Below are 15,594 nucleotides of genomic sequence, written 5' to 3'. Positions count from 1 at the left end.
GAGGAACCAGGGAGCCTGTGAACACACTCGTGGACGACGCCAAGCAGCACGGATCGGCGGTCGGCCTCCCGGTCGACCGGATCACGATCAACGGAGGGAAGCCGCTCCGCGGTCGGATCGAACTCAAGGGCGCCAAGAACCTCGTCACCAAGGCGATGGTCGCGGCGATCCTCGGGGACAGCCCCAGCGTGCTCAAGGACGTTCCGAACATCAGCGACGTCCGCATCGTTCGCGGGCTCCTCGAGGTGCACGGCGTCCGCGTGACCGAGGGCGCCGACGGAGAGCTCATCCTCGACCCTGCCGCGGTCGAGCAGGCCCACATGGCCGACATCGACGCGCACGCCGGATCCAGCCGCATCCCGATCCTGTTCTGCGGGCCGTTGCTGCACCGCCTCGGCGAGGCGTTCATCCCCGACCTCGGCGGTTGCCGCATCGGCGACCGTCCGATCGACTACCACCTCGAGGTGCTGCGCAACTTCGGCGCGATCGTCGAGAAGCTGCCGAGCGGCATCCGGATGTCGGCGCCGACCGGCCTGAAGGGCGCCAAGGTGGCGCTGCCGTACCCGAGCGTCGGGGCGACCGAGCAGGTCCTGCTCACCGCCGTCCTCGCCGAGGGCATCACCGAGCTGTCGGGCGCGGCGATCGAGCCCGAGATCATGGATCTCATCAACATCCTCCAGAAGATGGGCGCGATCATCACCGTCGCGACCGATCGGGTGATCCGCATCGAGGGCGTCGACCAGTTGCAGGGGTACACGCACCGCGCGCTCTTCGATCGCAACGAGGCGGCGAGCTGGGCGGCCGCGGCGCTCGCGACCGAGGGCGACATCTTCGTCGGCGGCGCGCGCCAGCCCGAGATGCTCACGTTCCTCAACGTCTTCCGCAAGGTCGGCGGGGCGTTCGAGATCGAGGAGGACGGCATCCGCTTCTTCCACCCCGGTGGAGAGCTCAAGCCCGTCATCATCGAGACCGACGTGCACCCGGGCTTCATGACCGACTGGCAGCAGCCGCTGGTGATCGCGCTGACGAAGGCCAAGGGCGTGTCGATCGTGCACGAGACCGTCTACGAGCAGCGGTTCGGCTTCGTCGACGCGCTCGTCGAGATGGGTGCGTCGATCGACGTGCACAAGGAGTGCCTCGGCGGTCACGCCTGCCGGTTCGGCCAGCGCAACTTCCAGCACTCCGCGGTGATCTCGGGCGGCTCGACGCAGCTTCGGGGCGCCGACATCGAGGTTCCCGACCTGCGCGGCGGGTTCAGCCACCTCATCGCCGCGCTGACGGCCGAGGGCCGCTCCACCGTGTCGAACGTCGGCATCATCGCCCGCGGATACGAGAACTTCATCACGAAGCTCGAGCTCCTCGGGGCCGACTTCGAGCTCGAAGCATGACCGGCGAGGTCTCACCCGACCAACCCGCCCCGATTCCGACGGGCAAGGTCCGCACCGAGACCGGCCGTCCGAGCTTCTTCTGGGTGCTCGCCGGCCTGATCATCCCGCCGTTCACGGTCATGGTGAAGTTCCGGTTCCACGGCCGGCCGCTGCCGAGCACGGGTGCGTTCGTGCTCGCCCCGAACCACTACAGCGAGATCGATCCGCTGGTCATGGGCGTGGCGTCCTGGAAGCTCAAGCGCCTGCCGCGATTCCTCGCCAAGGCGTCGCTGTTCAAGATCCCGGTGGTCGGGTGGTTCCTGCGGACGTCGGGGCAGATCCCGGTCGAACGCGCGGGCAGCAACGGCCACCAGGCGCTCCGCGCCGCGGAGGAGCTCGTCGAGAAGCAGCGCATGGTCGTCGTCTACCCGGAGGGCTCGCTCACCCGCGACCCCGACCTGTGGCCGATGCGCGGCAAGACCGGTGCGGTGCGCATCGCCCTGGAGCGGGGCATCCCGGTCATCCCCGCCGCGCACTGGGGCACGCAGGAGCTGATGCCGCGCTACGGCAAGAAGATCCACCCGTTCCCGCGCAAGACGATCGACGTCATCATCGGCGACCCGGTCGATCTCTCGGCGTACCGCGGCAAGCCGCTCGATCCGGCGCTGCTCACGGCCGCGACGGCCGACGTGATGAATGCGATCGCCGCGCTCGTCGGCGAGCTGCGCGGCGAGGAGCCGCCGGCCGAGCGCTGGGACCCGGTGGTCCACGGCCAGAAGGAGACCGGCCGCATGGACGACGCGGCCGGCAAGGCCGCCGATCAGGCCCCCGACCGGGCGACCGGCGATGCGGGGAGCGCGCGGTGAGGAAGCAGCAGCGCCACGGTCGCCGTGTGGCCGTGCTCGGCGCCGGCAGCTGGGGCACCACGTTCGCGAAGATCCTCGCCGACGGCGGCGCCGACGTCGTGATCTGGGCGCGGCGGCCCGAGCTCGCCCGTGAGATCCAGGAGGCCAAGCGCAACAGCGACTACCTCGCCGGGATCAACCTGCCCATCTCATTGCGTGCGACGAGCCGCCTCGACCTGGCGCTCGCCGGCGCCGAGCAGGTGTACGTCTCGGTGCCGAGCCAGTCGCTGCGCGACAACCTGAAGCTCGTCGTACCGCACCTCGGCGCTCAGGCGACGGTGGTGTCGCTCATGAAGGGCGTCGAGAAGTCGTCGGGGCTTCGCATGAGCGAGGTCATCCACGAGGTGCTGCGCATCGACGAGGAGCAGATCGCGGTGATCTCCGGGCCGAACCTCGCGCTCGAGATCGCGAAGGAGCAGCCAACGGCCGCGGTCGTCTCGTCGACGAGTCTCGAGACCGCGCAGGCGGTGGCATCCGTCTCGCGGAACGCGTACTTCCACTCGTTCGTGAACACCGACGTGATCGGCACGGAGTTCGGGGGCGTGCTGAAGAACCTCATCGCCGTGGCGATCGGCATCGTCGACGGCGCCGGATACGGCGAGAACACGAAGGCGTCGATCATCACGCGCGGCCTCGTGGAGATGACCGACTTCGCGGTCGCGCACGGCGCGCACCCTGAGACGCTGTCGGGCCTCGCGGGCCTGGGCGACCTGATCGCGACCAGCCAGTCGCCGCTGTCGCGCAACAACACCGCGGGCCGGCTGCTCGGCCAGGGCTACCGCCTGAACGACGTGACGAAGCAGATGCAGCAGACCACCGAGGGGCTGGCGTCCGTGGGGCCGATCCTCGAACTCGCCCGCGCGAAGGGCGTCGCGATGCCCATCGTCGAGCAGGTGCGCCAGGTGCTCGCCGGCACGCTCGACCCGCGCGACATCGCGCCGCACCTCACGACCGACGACGAGCCCCAGGGCGAAAGGACGAAGCATGGACAAGCTCAGGGTGGCTCTGCTGTTCGGAGGGCGTTCCAGCGAGCATTCGATCAGCTGCGCAACAGCGGGGGGAGTGCTCGGCGCGATCGACCGTGATCGGTTCGAGGTGATCCCGGTCGGGATCACGCGCGACGGCGCGTTCGTGCTCGAGTCGGACGACCCGTCCCGATTCGGCCTCGACCCCGAGCGCCTTCCGGAGGTCGTGGACAACGGTTCGCGCGTGCGCTGGCCGTCGTCGGCGTCGTCGCGCGAGCTGACCGTGACGGATGCATCGGGCGAGCGGTCGCTCGGCGACGTGGACGTGGTGTTCCCGATCCTGCACGGCCGCTTCGGCGAGGACGGCACGATCCAGGGCCTGCTCGAGCTCGCGGGCCTCCCGTACGTCGGAAACGGCGTGCTCGCATCGGCGATCGGCATGGACAAGCACGTCACCAAGACCGTGCTCGAGGGGGCCGGCCTCCAGGTCGCCCCGTGGGTCACGCTGACCCGGGCGGCGCTCGACGCCGACCGCGAGCTCTGGGAGCGCCGCGTCCACGCGCTCGGGCTGCCGGTGTTCGTGAAGCCGGCCCGCGCCGGGTCCTCGGTCGGCGTCACGCGGGTCGCGGACTGGTCCGAGCTCGACGCGGCCCTCGACATCGCCTTCGCGGAGGACCGCACCGTGCTCGTCGAAGGTGCGATGACGGGCCGTGAGATCGAGGTCGCGGTGCTCGAGGGCAGGCCGGGGGAGCCCGCGCGCGTGAGTGTCGCGGGCGAGGTCGTCGTGACCGGCCGTGACTTCTACGACTTCGAGGCGAAGTACCTCGATGCGCCCGGCGTCGAACTGGTCTGTCCGGCCGACCTCGGCGACGGCGAGACGTTCGAACTCGAGCGTGTCGCCACGCGTGCCTTCGCCGCGATCGGCGGCGAGGGACTCGCGCGCGTCGACGTGTTCCTCACCGACGAGGGATTCGTCGTGAACGAGGTGAACACGATGCCCGGGTTCACGCCGATCTCGATGTTCCCGACCTGCTGGCTGAACACGGGCCTGAGCTACCCCGAGCTGATCACAGAGCTCATCGAGTCGGGCGTCGCGCGCGGGTCGCGGTGAGCCTCGCGGCGGCATTGCAGTTCGGGCCGCTGACCGAGGCGGCCGACGACGCCGAGTTCGCGACGCGGATGCCGCTCCCGCGGCGTCGCCGCGCGCGGGCGGAGGCGATCGCGCAGTACCGGCTCGAACGATTCGCCGAGGTCAACGGTGCCACGTTCGCGGCCGAGGCACGCGAGCCGGTGCGCTCCGGACGGATCTTCGGCGTCGGCATCCTGCAGCGATCCAGCGACATCGTCTCCTTCGGCGGAGATCGCCCGATCGAGGTCGGCACGCACCGGTACAGCTCCGGGTACCTGGACTCCGAGCCGTTCGTATGGGGATACGCGACCACCGTGCTGCACGCACCGGTGCCGGCGCTGTTCGTCGACCCGAAGCGGGTCCGCGGCCGCGCGTGGCGAAGCCTGCCGCATCCGATCGAGGTGGCACTCGGTTCACCGCAGCTCGATCCCGGGTTCGACCGCCGATACACGGTCTCGGCGCGCATCGGCACGACGGCGACCGCCCGATCGATCGTGGAGCGCGCGGTGTTCGAGCCGGCGATGCTCGCGAGGCTCGAAGCCGAGGAGCCGCTCGGCCTCGAGGTCGTCGACGACCGGCTGTTCGTCTATCGATGGATGCCGTTCGACCTCGCCGCACCCGAGACCTGGATCCGACTGCTGTCGCTCGTGGACGACCTCGCGCGTGCGCTCGAGGACGAGGCCCGGGGCCGCGAACGCCCGGCCGCCGTCAGGGCGTGACGTCGGCCGGATCGGTCACGGTCGTGCACGCGCCGTCCGCCGGGATCACGGACACCGCGTTGGCGAGGTCGGTGATCGCGGTCGTGCCCGACACGATCTCGTTGTCGACGACGACCTCGACCGCGGGGGTGCGCCCGTAGGTCGTGAACCGGTAACGCGGGGCATCCGATTCGTCGATGACCCAGTCGACGCCGTCGACGGTGACGCAGCGGTCCTCGGTCGGCCCGGGGGTCGGCACGCCGCAGCGCAGGAGCACGGCGGCGGGGTCGCCCCACGCTCCGGTGCCCTGTGCGTCGGTCTGGCGTTCCGCCTGCTCGGCGACGACGTCGGGCAGGCGCACGACGACGTCGGCGCACTCGACGGCGGCGGCATCCTCGGCGTGCTCGAGCGACACCGTCGACGCGCAGCCCGCGAGGGCGACGGTCGCCGCCACCGCCGGCAGCAGGATCGCGTACGCGCGGGCGGAGCGCCGGGTACGGCGGGAGGTGCGGGGGCGGGGAGGCATCCGGATCAGGCTACCGTGAGTGGCATGGAGCAGGCTGTGCACGAGACGGTGGGCGAACTGGGTGAGATCGCGGTGCTCGACCGCATCCTGCCGCGTCTGCGGTCGGGGGACGCGGCGCTGGTCGGCCCGGGCGACGACGCCGCCGTCCTTGCCGCGGCCGACGGCCGGTTCGTGGTGACGACCGACCTGATGGTGCACGGGCCCGACTTCCGGCTCGCGTGGTCGACGCCGTTCGACCTCGGCTGGAAGGCCGCCGCGACGAACCTGACCGACGTCGCCGCGATGGGGGCGCGGCCGACGGCGCTCGTCGTCGCGATCGCCGCGCCGCCGTCGACGTCCGTCGCGCTGCTCGAGGGGTTCGCCGACGGGCTGCGCGAGGCGCTCGCGACCCTCGCCCCGGGCGCCGGGGTGGTCGGCGGCGACCTGTCGGCGTCGGCGGTGCTGACGATCGCCGTGACCGCGTTCGGCGACCTCGAGGGGCGCACGCCCGTCCTCAGGTCGGGCGCACGGCCCGGCGACGTGCTCGCGCACGCCGGCGTCCGCGGCGACGCGGCGCGAGGCCTGGCACTGCTGTTCGAGCACGCGACGGATGCCTCGGGCGAGCCGGATGCCGCCGCTGCCGCGCGCGTGCGCGCCGAGCATCCCGAGCTCGTGGCCGCGCAGCTGGCGCCGAGGCCGCCGGTGCGTGCCGGGACGGCGGCCGCGGATGCCCGGGCGACGGCCATGCTCGACGTCTCGGACGGCCTGGCCAGGGATGCGCTGCGCATCGCACGCGCGAGCGGCGTCGACCTCGACTTCGATTCGGACCGGCTCGGCCCGGACGCGCGGGTCGCGCTCGCCGGCGGCGAGGACCACGGCCTGCTCGCCGCGTTCCCGTCGGACGCGACACTGCCCGAGCCGTTCGAGGAGGTCGGTCGGGTCGTCGCGGGTAGCGGCCGCGTGCTCGTCGACGGCGTCCCCGCCGACGCGCTGGGCTGGGACCCCTATTCGGGCTGGGACGGTCGCGCGGGCTGATCGGCCCTCGCCCACCACAGGACGGTCTCGCCGTACGCCCGCCGCCGGTCGAGCACGATGCCGTCGGGCCAGGCGGGCTCGGGCGAGCGCGATCCGCGCTCGACGACGACCGTCGCGTCGTCGCGCAGGAGCGGCGCGAGCAGCGTCAGCGCGCGTGTGAGCTCGGCTTCATCGAGGTCGTAGGGCGGATCGATGAACACGACGTCGAACGGCCCGGCGGCGTGCTCGAGGTACGACGCGACCGACTGGGCGACGACCCGGACACGCGCCCGCGCGCCGCCGTCGCGGGCGATCGCGCGCTCGACGGCGTCGGCGTTGCGCCGGCAGATCGCCGCGGCCTGCTTCGCGCGCTCGACGAGCACGACGTCGGATGCCCCGCGGCTCGCGGACTCCAGGCCGAGCGCTCCGGAGCCGGCGAAGAGGTCGAGCACCGATGCGCCGTCGACGACGTCGCGCGCGTCGAGCGCCGAGAAGACCGCCTCGCGGACCCGATCGCTCGTCGGCCGGGTGCCGGCGCGGGGCACCTGCAGGGTGAGCGAGCCTGCGGCTCCGGCGATGATGCGGGTCATGACGTCGGAAGCCTAAGGCATCCGTGTCGGGCGGCGCTGCCATGATGGAGGAGTGGATGCCTCGACCGACGCCCTGTACGCCGATCCGTCCCGTCACGAACACGAGGGGGAGCAGCACGTCATCGACCGCCTGTGGGACTTCTCCGATCCCGCGGGCAGCGAGGAGCGGTTCCGCGAGGCCGCCGACGACGACGAGTGGTCGTCGCACGTGCGCCAGGCGCTCGCGACGCAGCTCGCCCGGGCGGTCGGCCTCCAGGGCCGCCACGACGAGGGCCTCGCGGTGCTCGACGCCGTCGAGACCGAGCTCGACGAGGGCGCCGCGACGCGGCACGAGGACCACGCCGGCGGGGTCAGGTCGCAGTCGCAGGGCGAAGCGGATGACGCCGGCGACGACGCCGCGGACGCGGAGCGGTCCGAGGTGCGCGCCCGGATCGCACTGGAGCGCGGTCGCATCCTCGCCGCCGCCCAGCGCCTCGACGACGCACTGCCGGAGCTGACCCGGGCGGTCCGCGAGGCCGTGCACGCCGGAAGTGCGTTCCTCGCGCTCGACGCCCTGCACGTGCTCGCGCTGGCCGACACCGGCCATGAGCGCGAATGGGCCGAACAGGGCTTCGCGGTGATCGCGGCGGACCGCGACCCCCGGGTCCGCCGCTGGGGCGTGGCGCTGCACAACAACCTGGGCTGGACGCTGCACGACGGCGGCGACGCCGCGGCCGGACTCGAGCAGTTCGAGCTCGCCGTCGAGTTCGCCGACCGCTACGGCACGGCGAAGCAGCAGCACGTGACCCGGTGGGCGGTGGGCCGGGCGCTGCGCACGCTCGGCCGGGTCGACGAGGCGCTCGACCTGCAGCGCGAGCTCGCACGGGCCGCCCCCGACGATGCCTGGGTCGCCGGCGAGATCGACGCGCTCACCGCCGCCCGCGCCGAGGCCGATGGCTGAGGCCGAGGCATCCGGGTCGTTCACGCTCGACACCCGGCTGACCGGCGCGCTCGGCGGGCGCACCGCGCAGGCGATCGAGCGGGCGTTCGGGTACCGCACCGTCGGAGACCTGCTGGCGCACTATCCCCGCCGGTATGCACTGCGCGGCGAGCTGACCGCGCTCGCGGAGCTGCCCCTCGGGGAGAACGTCACGATCGTCGCGGACGTGCTCGAGGTGCGGGTGCGCGAGATGCGCCAGCGCCGCGGGTCGATCCTCGAGGCGAAGATCTCCGACGGAACCGGCATCCTCACGCTGACGTTCTTCAACCAGAAGTGGCGCGAGAACGACCTGCGACCCGGTCGGCGCGGGATCTTCGCCGGCAAGGTCGGCGACTACCGCGGCAACCGCCAGCTCGCGCATCCCGACTACGAGCTCTTCGAAGACCAGGGGCCGCAGACGGATGCCGCCGCGAAGCGATGGGCGGAGTCGCCGATCGCGATCTATCCGGCGACGTCGACGCTCGCGAGCTGGCAGCTCGCGAAGTCGATCGAGCTCCTGCTCGACGGTCTGGGCGAGCTGGACGACCCGGTGCCGGTCGACGTGCGCGCCGAGTCGTCGCTCGCGGGATTCCGCGAGGCGCTGCGCCTCGTGCACCGCCCAGAGCGCGAGTCGGACTGGAAGCGGGCACGGCGGACGCTGCGGTTCATGGAGGCGTACGTGCTGCAGACGGCGCTGCTCCAACGCCGCGCGCAGATGCGCACGAGGCCGGCGATGCCCCGACGCGCGACCGACGACGGGACGCTGGCCCGGTTCGACGCAGCCCTGCCGTTCGCGCTGACCGGCGACCAGGTCGCCGTCGGCGCCGAGATCACCGCCGACCTGGCGCAGGCGCACCCGATGAACCGGCTGGTGCAGGGCGAGGTCGGCTCCGGCAAGACGCTCGTCGCGCTGCGGGCGATGCTCGCGGTCGTCGACGCGGGCGGCCAGGCCGCCCTGCTGGCGCCCACGGAGGTGCTCGCCGGCCAGCACCTGCGCTCCATCGCGAAGATGCTCGGCCCCGACCTGGCCGCACAGCTCGTGCCCACCCTCGTGACCGGCCAGCTCGGCGCGCAGGACCGCCGCAGGGCGATGCTGCGGGTCGCCGCCGGACAGGCGCGCATCGTGGTCGGCACGCACGCGTTGATCGGCGAGAAGGTCTCGTTCGCCGATCTCGGACTCGTGGTCGTCGACGAGCAGCACCGGTTCGGCGTCGAGCAGCGGGAGGCGCTTCGCGCCAAGGGCGAACAGCCGCACGTGCTCGTGCTCACGGCCACCCCGATTCCGCGGACCGTCGCGATGACCGTCTTCGGCGACCTCGACATCTCGACCATCACGGAGCTCCCCGCCGGCCGCGCGGGCATCGAGACGCACGTCGTGCCCCTCGCACTCCGACCGGGATGGCGGCCGCGCGTGTGGGACCGGCTCGCGGAGGAGCTCGACCTCGGTCGCCAGGGCTTCGTGGTCTGTCCGGCGATCGACCCGAAGGCGCTCGAGGACGACGGCGAGACCATGCCCGACGACGTCGACGACGAGCAGCCGAGGCCCGGCGCATCCGTGGTCGAGGTCCACGCCGAGCTCGTCGCGCACCCGCGGTTCGACGGGCGCAGCGTCGAGCTCCTGCACGGCCGCATGGCGGCCGACGAGAAGGACCGCGTGATGCGCGCGTTCGCGGCCGGCGAGATCGACGTGCTCGTCGCGACGACGGTGATCGAGGTCGGCGTCGACGTGCCGAACGCGAGCGTGATGGTCGTCGTCGACGCCGATCGGTTCGGCGTCTCGCAGCTCCACCAGCTGCGCGGCCGCGTCGGTCGTGGCGGCGTGCCCGGCCTCTGCCTGCTCGTGACGCACGCGGAGCCCGGTTCGGTCGCCCTCGAACGCGTCGAGGCGGTCGCGGCGACGCTCGACGGGTTCGAGCTCGCTCGCGTCGATCTCGAGTTGCGCCGGGAGGGGGACGTGCTCGGCGCGACGCAGTCCGGCGGACGCAGTTCGCTCCGGCTCCTCCGGGTCGCACGCGACGGCGACCTCATCACCGAGGCTCGGGGGTACGCGAGCGCTGTGGTCGACGACGATCCGACCCTGGCCGCGCATCCGGCGCTCGACGCGGCCGTGCGCCGTCGCCTCGACGACGAGGCCAGCGGGTACCTGAGCAAGGGCTGAGAGTCGGCCGTACCCCTTTCGTCGTGCCCGGTCGGCATTACGCTGGACGCATGCAGCGGATCGCCGTCGTCCCCGGCTCGTTCGACCCCGTCACCAAGGGCCATCTCGATGTGATCGAGCGCGCCGCCGGGCTGTACGACGAACTCCATGTCGTCGTCGTCCACAACCCCGACAAGAACGCCCTGCTGCCGATCGCGCAGCGCGTGTCGCTCATCGAGCAGGCGGTCGCCGACGCCGGCGTCGCCGGCAACGTGGTCGTCGCCTCCTGGAGCATGGGCCTGCTGGTCGACTACTGCACCGACGTCGGAGCGAGCGTCCTCGTGAAGGGCATCCGCTCGCAGGTCGACGTCGCCTACGAGACGCCGATGGCCATCGTCAACCGCGACCTCGCCGGCGTCGAGACGGTGTTCCTCCTTCCCGACCCCGCGAACGCGTACGTGTCGAGTTCGCTCGTGCGCCAGGTCTCCGCCCTGGGCGGCGACGTGGCACCCTACGTACCCGGCGTCGTCGCCGAATACCTCGCGGGGGTGCGCACGGCATGAGCGACACCGCCGCGCGCCCGGCCGAGGCATCCGCTCCGCAGATGTCGATCGACGAGGTGGGCGCGCGCGCGGCCCGCGTCGTGCAGAACGTCGAGACGGTGATCAGCGGCAAGCGCGAGGCCATCACCTCGGCGCTCACGGTGCTGCTCGCCGAGGGGCACCTGCTCATCGAGGACGTTCCCGGTGTCGGCAAGACCATGCTCGCGAAGGCGCTCGCCCGATCGGTGGACTGCACGGTCAACCGCATCCAGTTCACGCCCGACCTGCTGCCGAGCGACGTGACCGGGGTCTCCGTGTTCGACCAGTCGACCCGGCAGTTCGAATTCAAGCCGGGTCCGGTGTTCGCCAACCTCGTCATCGGCGACGAGATCAACCGGGCGAGCCCGAAGACGCAGTCCGCGCTGCTCGAGTGCATGGAGGAGAAGCAGGTCACCGCCGACGGTCGGACGCACCGCCTCGAGCATCCGTTCACGGTGGTCGCCACGCAGAACCCGGTCGAGATGGAGGGCACCTACCCGCTGCCCGAGGCGCAGCGCGACCGCTTCATGGCGCGGGTCTCGATGGGTTACCCGGATGCGCGCGACGAACTGTCGATGCTGTCGATGCGAGAGACCGCGAGCCCGCTCGACGCGCTCGCGCCGGTGGTCACCCTCGACGAGCTGCGCTCGATGATCCGGGCCGTGCATCACGTCTTCACCGCGCAACCGGTGAAGGAGTACGCCGTCGAGCTCGCCCGCGCGACCCGCAACGACAAGCAACTGCGCCTCGGCGCGAGCCCCCGTGCCACGTTGCAGCTGATCCGTGCGGCCAAGGCGCACGCCGCGATGCACGGCCGCGACTTCGTGCTGCCGGACGACGTCGACGCGCTCGCGGTGCCCGTGCTCGGCCACCGGCTGGTGCCGACGAGCCGGGCGCTCGGGGCGCACGACCGCGACGGCGGCCCGCTCGTCGACGGCATCGTCCGGCGTATCGTCGCGGCGACCGCCGTTCCGCTCGGAAGCGCCAGAAGGGCCTGAACGGATGCCCCGCCCACGGGCCCGACGGAACACCGCACTCCCGCGGCTCACGCGGCGCGGGACGGCACTCGTCGCGACCGGGGTCGTCCTGCTCGCCGTCGCCCTCTGGTACGACTTCCGCGACGTCATGCTGCTCGCGTTCGTCGGCATCGTCCTGCCGCTCGTCTCGATGGGGTTCCTCGCGATCGGGGTTCCGCGCCTCGAGGTGCAGCGCACCTTCACCCCGCCGGTCGTGGGTGCGGGCGGCGTCACTCGGGTCGTCCTCACCGTCCGCAACCTCGCGACGCGCGCGCTCGACGGCGCGACCTGGCACGATGCCGCGCCGGCCGGGCTGACACGTCCGGTTCCGGGGGTGCTGCCGGCGCTCGGGCCGCATGAACGGGCCCTCCCGCGCGGCGACGACACGGCGCGGCTCGAGTACCCGCTGCGCACCACGCAGCGCGGCGTGTTCGACATCGGCCCGATGGGCGTGACCACCACCGACCCGTTCGGGCTCGCCGTCGTCACGCGCGACGCCGGCACGAGCCACGAGCTCGTCGTCACCCCGAGGGTGATCGCGCTCGATCCCGCCCTCGACACCGGGGTGGCGGTCGAGGGCGTCCTGCACCGCCTGCAGCGCCGGACGCACTCGAATGCCGACGAGTTCATCGCGCGCGAGTACCGGCACGGCGACCCGCTGCGGCGCGTGCACTGGCCCGCGACGGCTCGGCGGGGCGAGCTCATGGTCCGAGACGAGGAGCAGCGCGGCGATCCGGAGGCGCGCGTGATCCTCGACACGACCCTGAGCGGGCGGCACGACCGCGCGTTCGCGCGGAGCGGTGACGACCCCCGGCACGCGGGCTTCGAGCTCGCTGTCGAGATCGCGGCCTCGGTGGCGGTGCACCTGCTCGGGCGGGGATTCAGAGTCAGCGTCGACCCGCTCGAGGATCCGGTGCGCGGCGCGCTCTCGGACTCCGCGCCGGACGGGTACCGCATGCCGGGCGGCGACCGCCTCCTGCTCGAGGACCTCGCGCGGCTCGAGACGCCGCTCGGCTCGCGTCCGCACCACGACGGTGCGATCGTGTCGGCCGGGTCGGGCGACGCGCGGATGCCCGGGTACGCGGTCCTCGTCGACCCCGACGCTGCAGAGGCGCAGCAGCTCGCCGCACTCCGAGCCTCGTTCTCGCCGGCGATCGCCTTCGCGGTGTCCGGGATCCCGCCGCGGATCGTCGACGTGCTCGAGGAGGCGGACTGGCGGGTCGTGCACGTTCGGCGCGCGGCCGACCTTCCGGCGGCATGGGCGCAGGCGACGGCCACGCGTGTCGACCTCGACGAACCCGGGCCCGCGCCCGGGCCCGGGTTCGACCGGGCAGCCGACGGGGTGGCGGGCATCCCGGGGGGCGATCGTGCGTACTGATCCCGCACCGTCCACCGCGCAGCGCTCCGTGCTCGCGGCGGGCACCTTCCTGCTGACGATGTCCGCGTCGGCGGCGCTCGGGACCCTCATCGAGGACTCCGGCTGGTGGTGGCTGTGCGCGTGCGTCGCCGCAGGCGTCATCGGGGCGGGCATCGGGCTGCGTTCCCTCCGGCTGCCCGTCGGGCTCGTCGGCATCCTCCAGGCCGGCGTCCTGCTGCTCCTGCTCACGTTCTGGTTCGGCGGGACGACGAGCATCGCGCTGCTCATCCCGACCTGGGACACGTTCGGGGTGTTCGGCGAACTCCTCGCCGGGGCCGAGCGCACGATCCAGCAGCAGTCGGTGCCGGCGATCGTCGTGCCGCCGTTGCTGTTCGTCCTCGTGCTGGGGGTGGGGCTGATCGCGCTCGCGGCGGACGTGCTCGTGCAGGACGTGCGCCGACCGGCATTCGCGGCCGTGCCCATGCTCGTGCCGATCTTCATCCCCGGGTTCGTCGTCGAGGACGGCGCCGAGGTGATCGTCCTCCTGTTCACCGCGGCCGCCTTCCTCGTCCTGCTCCGGGTCGACATGCGGATCCGCCGTCGGATCGAGCTCGCGCATCCCGCTCCGGGTGACGAAGCCGTCGTCATCGGCCCGGGCCGGGTGCCGCTCGCGTCGACGCTCTGGGCGACGGTCGGCGTCGCGACCGTCGGGATCGTCGCCGCATCGGTGCTCACGGCGTCGACGCCGAGCATCTCGCAGAGCCTGCTGCTCGGCACCGATCAGTCCGGCGTGCTGTTCGCACGGGGTGTGAGCCCGTTCATCGACCTCGGTCGCGACCTTCGTCGTCCGGCGGCGACGCCGGCGTTCGCGTACACCGCGCGCGACGGCGACCGGCCGTACTTCACGCTGCTCACGCTGGACCGCTTCGAGGGCGAGGTCTGGGGCAGTACCGCGCGAGCGGCCGATTCCGAGAACACCGTCGACCGGATGCCCCGCCCGGTGGGGTTGGATCCGACGGTGCCGGCGGAGGAGCGCCCGATCGACGTGGCGGTCGGCGACCTCCGCACGACCTGGCTCCCGGTGCCGTATCCGACCGCGTCGATCGAACGGCTGCGCGGGTCCTGGTTCTGGGATCGCGAGTCGCTGACCGTGCGGAGCGTGGACACCAGCACGTCCGGCCAGCGGTACCGCATCAACCGCCTCGACGTGCGGCCGTCCGCCGACCAGCTCCGAGGTGCCGGCCGGGTCCTGCCCGGCGCATTCGAGGAGTACCTCGCGTTGCCCGAGGAGCGGCCGCAGGTCATCCGCGACACGGCCGCGGCGGTCGCCGGCGCCGCGGCGACGCCGTACGACGCGGCGGTCGCGATCCAGGCCTACCTGCGGGGGAGCGAGTTCTCGTACTCGGTCGACGCCCCGGTCGAGGAGGGCTACGACGGCGGCGGATTCGACGTCATCGCGAACTTCCTCGAACTGAAGGAGGGGTACTGCGTCCACTTCGCGTCCACGATGGCCGTCTTCGCGCGCGAGCTGGGCATCCCGTCGCGGATCTCGGTCGGGTACACGGCGGGATCGCCCAGCGGTGAGCGGATCGACAACCTGAGCGTGGTCGAGGTCGACAGCCACGACCTGCATGCCTGGCCCGAGCTGTACTTCCCCGGCATCGGGTGGACGGCGTTCGAGCCGACGCCGGGCCGGGGCACGGTGCCGGCGTACTCGCGACCGCAGGCCGCGCAGACGCCCGTGTCGCCGTTCACCGGCTCGACCTCGGCGCCGCAGACCGGCCGACCGGACCTCGACCCGGAGCGCGACCTCGCGACCGGGGCGGGTGGCGGCGCCGGGGATCCGGCCGCTGCGGTGACGCGTGCGGCGGTGCTCGCGCTGGTCGCGGTACTGATCGCCCTGGGCCCGGCAGCACTGCGGCTCGGTCAGCGCTGGTCGCGCAGGCGGCGCGTCCGGCGCGGCCCGGGACGCGCCCAGGCGGCTTGGGACGAGGTACGCGCGACCGCGCGCGACCTGTACGCGGGCGGGGCCGACACCGAGACGCCGCGCGCGTTCGCGATGCACGTCGCCGCGCGACCCGCCTTCGAGGGCGATGCCGGCGCGTGGCTCGCTGAACTGCGCAACGCCGTCGAGCGCGAACGGTACGGGCCGCCGCCCGATCACGTCGGCGGGCACGGCTCCGCCGTCGCCCAGGTCCCACCGGACGAGCTGCTGCGCGCCGTGCACGAGGTGCGACGGGCGCTCACGGAGGACGCGGGGTTCGCCGCGCGCGTGCGGGCCGTGCTGCTCCCGGCGTCGCTGCTCGGCACCGGAAGCCGACGCGCCCGCGGCACGGCACTCGGCGCCTGAGGCATCCTTCAGGGTCGGCCGC

Annotated in this window: 14 protein-coding genes; 12 read left to right on the top strand and 2 right to left on the bottom strand. The window is 72.7% G+C overall.

All coding sequences use genetic code 11. From position 1 onward, the window contains the following. Window positions 1–17: 17 nt before the first annotated feature. From murA to ELQ40_RS10945, 5 genes are read left to right on the top strand one after another with little or no spacing between them, the layout of a single operon-like run. Window positions 18–1,388, top strand: coding sequence for a UDP-N-acetylglucosamine 1-carboxyvinyltransferase (gene murA / locus ELQ40_RS10965; protein WP_127793720.1), 1,371 nt, complete (start codon window positions 18–20; stop codon window positions 1,386–1,388). Beyond that, window positions 1,385–2,233 (top strand): 1-acyl-sn-glycerol-3-phosphate acyltransferase, encoded by an 849-nt coding sequence (locus ELQ40_RS10960; RefSeq protein WP_205649321.1) that lies wholly within the window; start codon window positions 1,385–1,387, stop codon window positions 2,231–2,233. Before murA ends, ELQ40_RS10960 begins: the two co-directional genes overlap by 4 nt. Next, window positions 2,230–3,357 carry an NAD(P)H-dependent glycerol-3-phosphate dehydrogenase gene (locus tag ELQ40_RS10955; RefSeq protein WP_240665746.1) on the top strand — a complete coding sequence of 376 codons (1,128 nt, stop codon included), beginning with the start codon at window positions 2,230–2,232 and terminating at the stop codon, window positions 3,355–3,357. Before ELQ40_RS10960 ends, ELQ40_RS10955 begins: the two co-directional genes overlap by 4 nt. Continuing rightward, window positions 3,257–4,348 carry a D-alanine--D-alanine ligase family protein gene (locus ELQ40_RS10950; RefSeq protein ID WP_127793719.1) on the top strand — a complete coding sequence of 364 codons (1,092 nt, stop codon included), beginning with the start codon at window positions 3,257–3,259 and terminating at the stop codon, window positions 4,346–4,348. The genes ELQ40_RS10955 and ELQ40_RS10950 overlap by 101 nt, the downstream gene beginning before the upstream one ends. Continuing rightward, the gene (locus ELQ40_RS10945; RefSeq protein WP_127793718.1) at window positions 4,345–5,085 is read left to right on the top strand and encodes a hypothetical protein; all 741 of its coding nucleotides are present in this window, start codon (window positions 4,345–4,347) and stop codon (window positions 5,083–5,085) included. Before ELQ40_RS10950 ends, ELQ40_RS10945 begins: the two co-directional genes overlap by 4 nt. On the opposite strand, the gene ELQ40_RS10940 is transcribed toward ELQ40_RS10945, so the two are convergent. Beyond that, a complete protein-coding gene (locus tag ELQ40_RS10940; protein WP_127793717.1) occupies window positions 5,075–5,590 on the bottom strand; it encodes a DUF3515 family protein in 516 nt (171 codons plus the stop codon). The genes ELQ40_RS10945 and ELQ40_RS10940 overlap by 11 nt on opposite strands. Window positions 5,591–5,614: 24 nt before the next feature. Between ELQ40_RS10940 and thiL the strand changes: the two genes are divergently transcribed. Further along, on the top strand, window positions 5,615–6,604 hold the full coding sequence (gene thiL / locus ELQ40_RS10935; protein WP_127793716.1) for a thiamine-phosphate kinase: 990 nt from the start codon (window positions 5,615–5,617) through the stop codon (window positions 6,602–6,604). On the opposite strand, the gene rsmD is transcribed toward thiL, so the two are convergent. Next, complete coding sequence (rsmD, locus tag ELQ40_RS10930; RefSeq protein ID WP_127793715.1) at window positions 6,574–7,173, bottom strand: 16S rRNA (guanine(966)-N(2))-methyltransferase RsmD; 600 nt, start codon at window positions 7,171–7,173, stop codon at window positions 6,574–6,576. The genes thiL and rsmD overlap by 31 nt on opposite strands. Before the next feature lie 52 nt (window positions 7,174–7,225). Here rsmD and ELQ40_RS10925 point away from each other — a divergent pair, with 52 nt between their 5' ends. Genes ELQ40_RS10925 through ELQ40_RS10900 form a run of 6 tightly spaced genes read left to right on the top strand, consistent with a single transcriptional unit; the run spans window position 7,226 to window position 15,572 of the window. After that, the gene (locus tag ELQ40_RS10925; RefSeq protein WP_127793714.1) at window positions 7,226–8,113 is read left to right on the top strand and encodes a hypothetical protein; all 888 of its coding nucleotides are present in this window, start codon (window positions 7,226–7,228) and stop codon (window positions 8,111–8,113) included. Beyond that, window positions 8,106–10,289 (top strand): ATP-dependent DNA helicase RecG, encoded by a 2,184-nt coding sequence (locus ELQ40_RS10920; RefSeq protein ID WP_127793713.1) that lies wholly within the window; start codon window positions 8,106–8,108, stop codon window positions 10,287–10,289. Before ELQ40_RS10925 ends, ELQ40_RS10920 begins: the two co-directional genes overlap by 8 nt. Before the next feature lie 50 nt (window positions 10,290–10,339). Continuing rightward, window positions 10,340–10,831 carry a pantetheine-phosphate adenylyltransferase gene (gene coaD / locus ELQ40_RS10915; RefSeq protein ID WP_127793712.1) on the top strand — a complete coding sequence of 164 codons (492 nt, stop codon included), beginning with the start codon at window positions 10,340–10,342 and terminating at the stop codon, window positions 10,829–10,831. After that, window positions 10,828–11,847, top strand: a complete 1,020-nt coding sequence (locus ELQ40_RS10910; RefSeq protein WP_127793711.1) for a MoxR family ATPase — start codon at window positions 10,828–10,830, stop codon at window positions 11,845–11,847. Before coaD ends, ELQ40_RS10910 begins: the two co-directional genes overlap by 4 nt. 4 nt (window positions 11,848–11,851) lie before the next feature. Beyond that, window positions 11,852–13,243: a DUF58 domain-containing protein gene (locus ELQ40_RS10905; RefSeq protein ID WP_127793710.1), complete on the top strand. Its 1,392-nt coding sequence runs from the start codon at window positions 11,852–11,854 to the stop codon at window positions 13,241–13,243. Further along, window positions 13,233–15,572: a DUF3488 and transglutaminase-like domain-containing protein gene (locus ELQ40_RS10900; protein ID WP_127793709.1), complete on the top strand. Its 2,340-nt coding sequence runs from the start codon at window positions 13,233–13,235 to the stop codon at window positions 15,570–15,572. Before ELQ40_RS10905 ends, ELQ40_RS10900 begins: the two co-directional genes overlap by 11 nt. Window positions 15,573–15,594 lie beyond the last annotated feature (22 nt).

The sequence above is a fragment of the Agromyces sp. LHK192 genome, assembly GCF_004006235.1.
In the GTDB taxonomy this organism is placed as follows: domain Bacteria; phylum Actinomycetota; class Actinomycetes; order Actinomycetales; family Microbacteriaceae; genus Agromyces.
Note: the sequence above shows the minus strand (reverse complement) of the source record. Positions and strands in the feature narration are given on the sequence as shown.

Coding starts and splice junctions, on each gene's coding strand:
- ELQ40_RS10960 (WP_205649321.1), top strand. CDS start 1,385: ATGACCGGCGAGGTCTCACCCGACCAACCCGCCCCGATTCCGACGGGC.
- ELQ40_RS10950 (WP_127793719.1), top strand. CDS start 3,257: ATGGACAAGCTCAGGGTGGCTCTGCTGTTCGGAGGGCGTTCCAGCGAG.
- ELQ40_RS10940 (WP_127793717.1), bottom strand. CDS start 5,590: ATGCCTCCCCGCCCCCGCACCTCCCGCCGTACCCGGCGCTCCGCCCGC.
- thiL (WP_127793716.1), top strand. CDS start 5,615: ATGGAGCAGGCTGTGCACGAGACGGTGGGCGAACTGGGTGAGATCGCG.
- rsmD (WP_127793715.1), bottom strand. CDS start 7,173: ATGACCCGCATCATCGCCGGAGCCGCAGGCTCGCTCACCCTGCAGGTG.
- ELQ40_RS10920 (WP_127793713.1), top strand. CDS start 8,106: ATGGCTGAGGCCGAGGCATCCGGGTCGTTCACGCTCGACACCCGGCTG.
- coaD (WP_127793712.1), top strand. CDS start 10,340: ATGCAGCGGATCGCCGTCGTCCCCGGCTCGTTCGACCCCGTCACCAAG.
- ELQ40_RS10910 (WP_127793711.1), top strand. CDS start 10,828: ATGAGCGACACCGCCGCGCGCCCGGCCGAGGCATCCGCTCCGCAGATG.
- ELQ40_RS10905 (WP_127793710.1), top strand. CDS start 11,852: ATGCCCCGCCCACGGGCCCGACGGAACACCGCACTCCCGCGGCTCACG.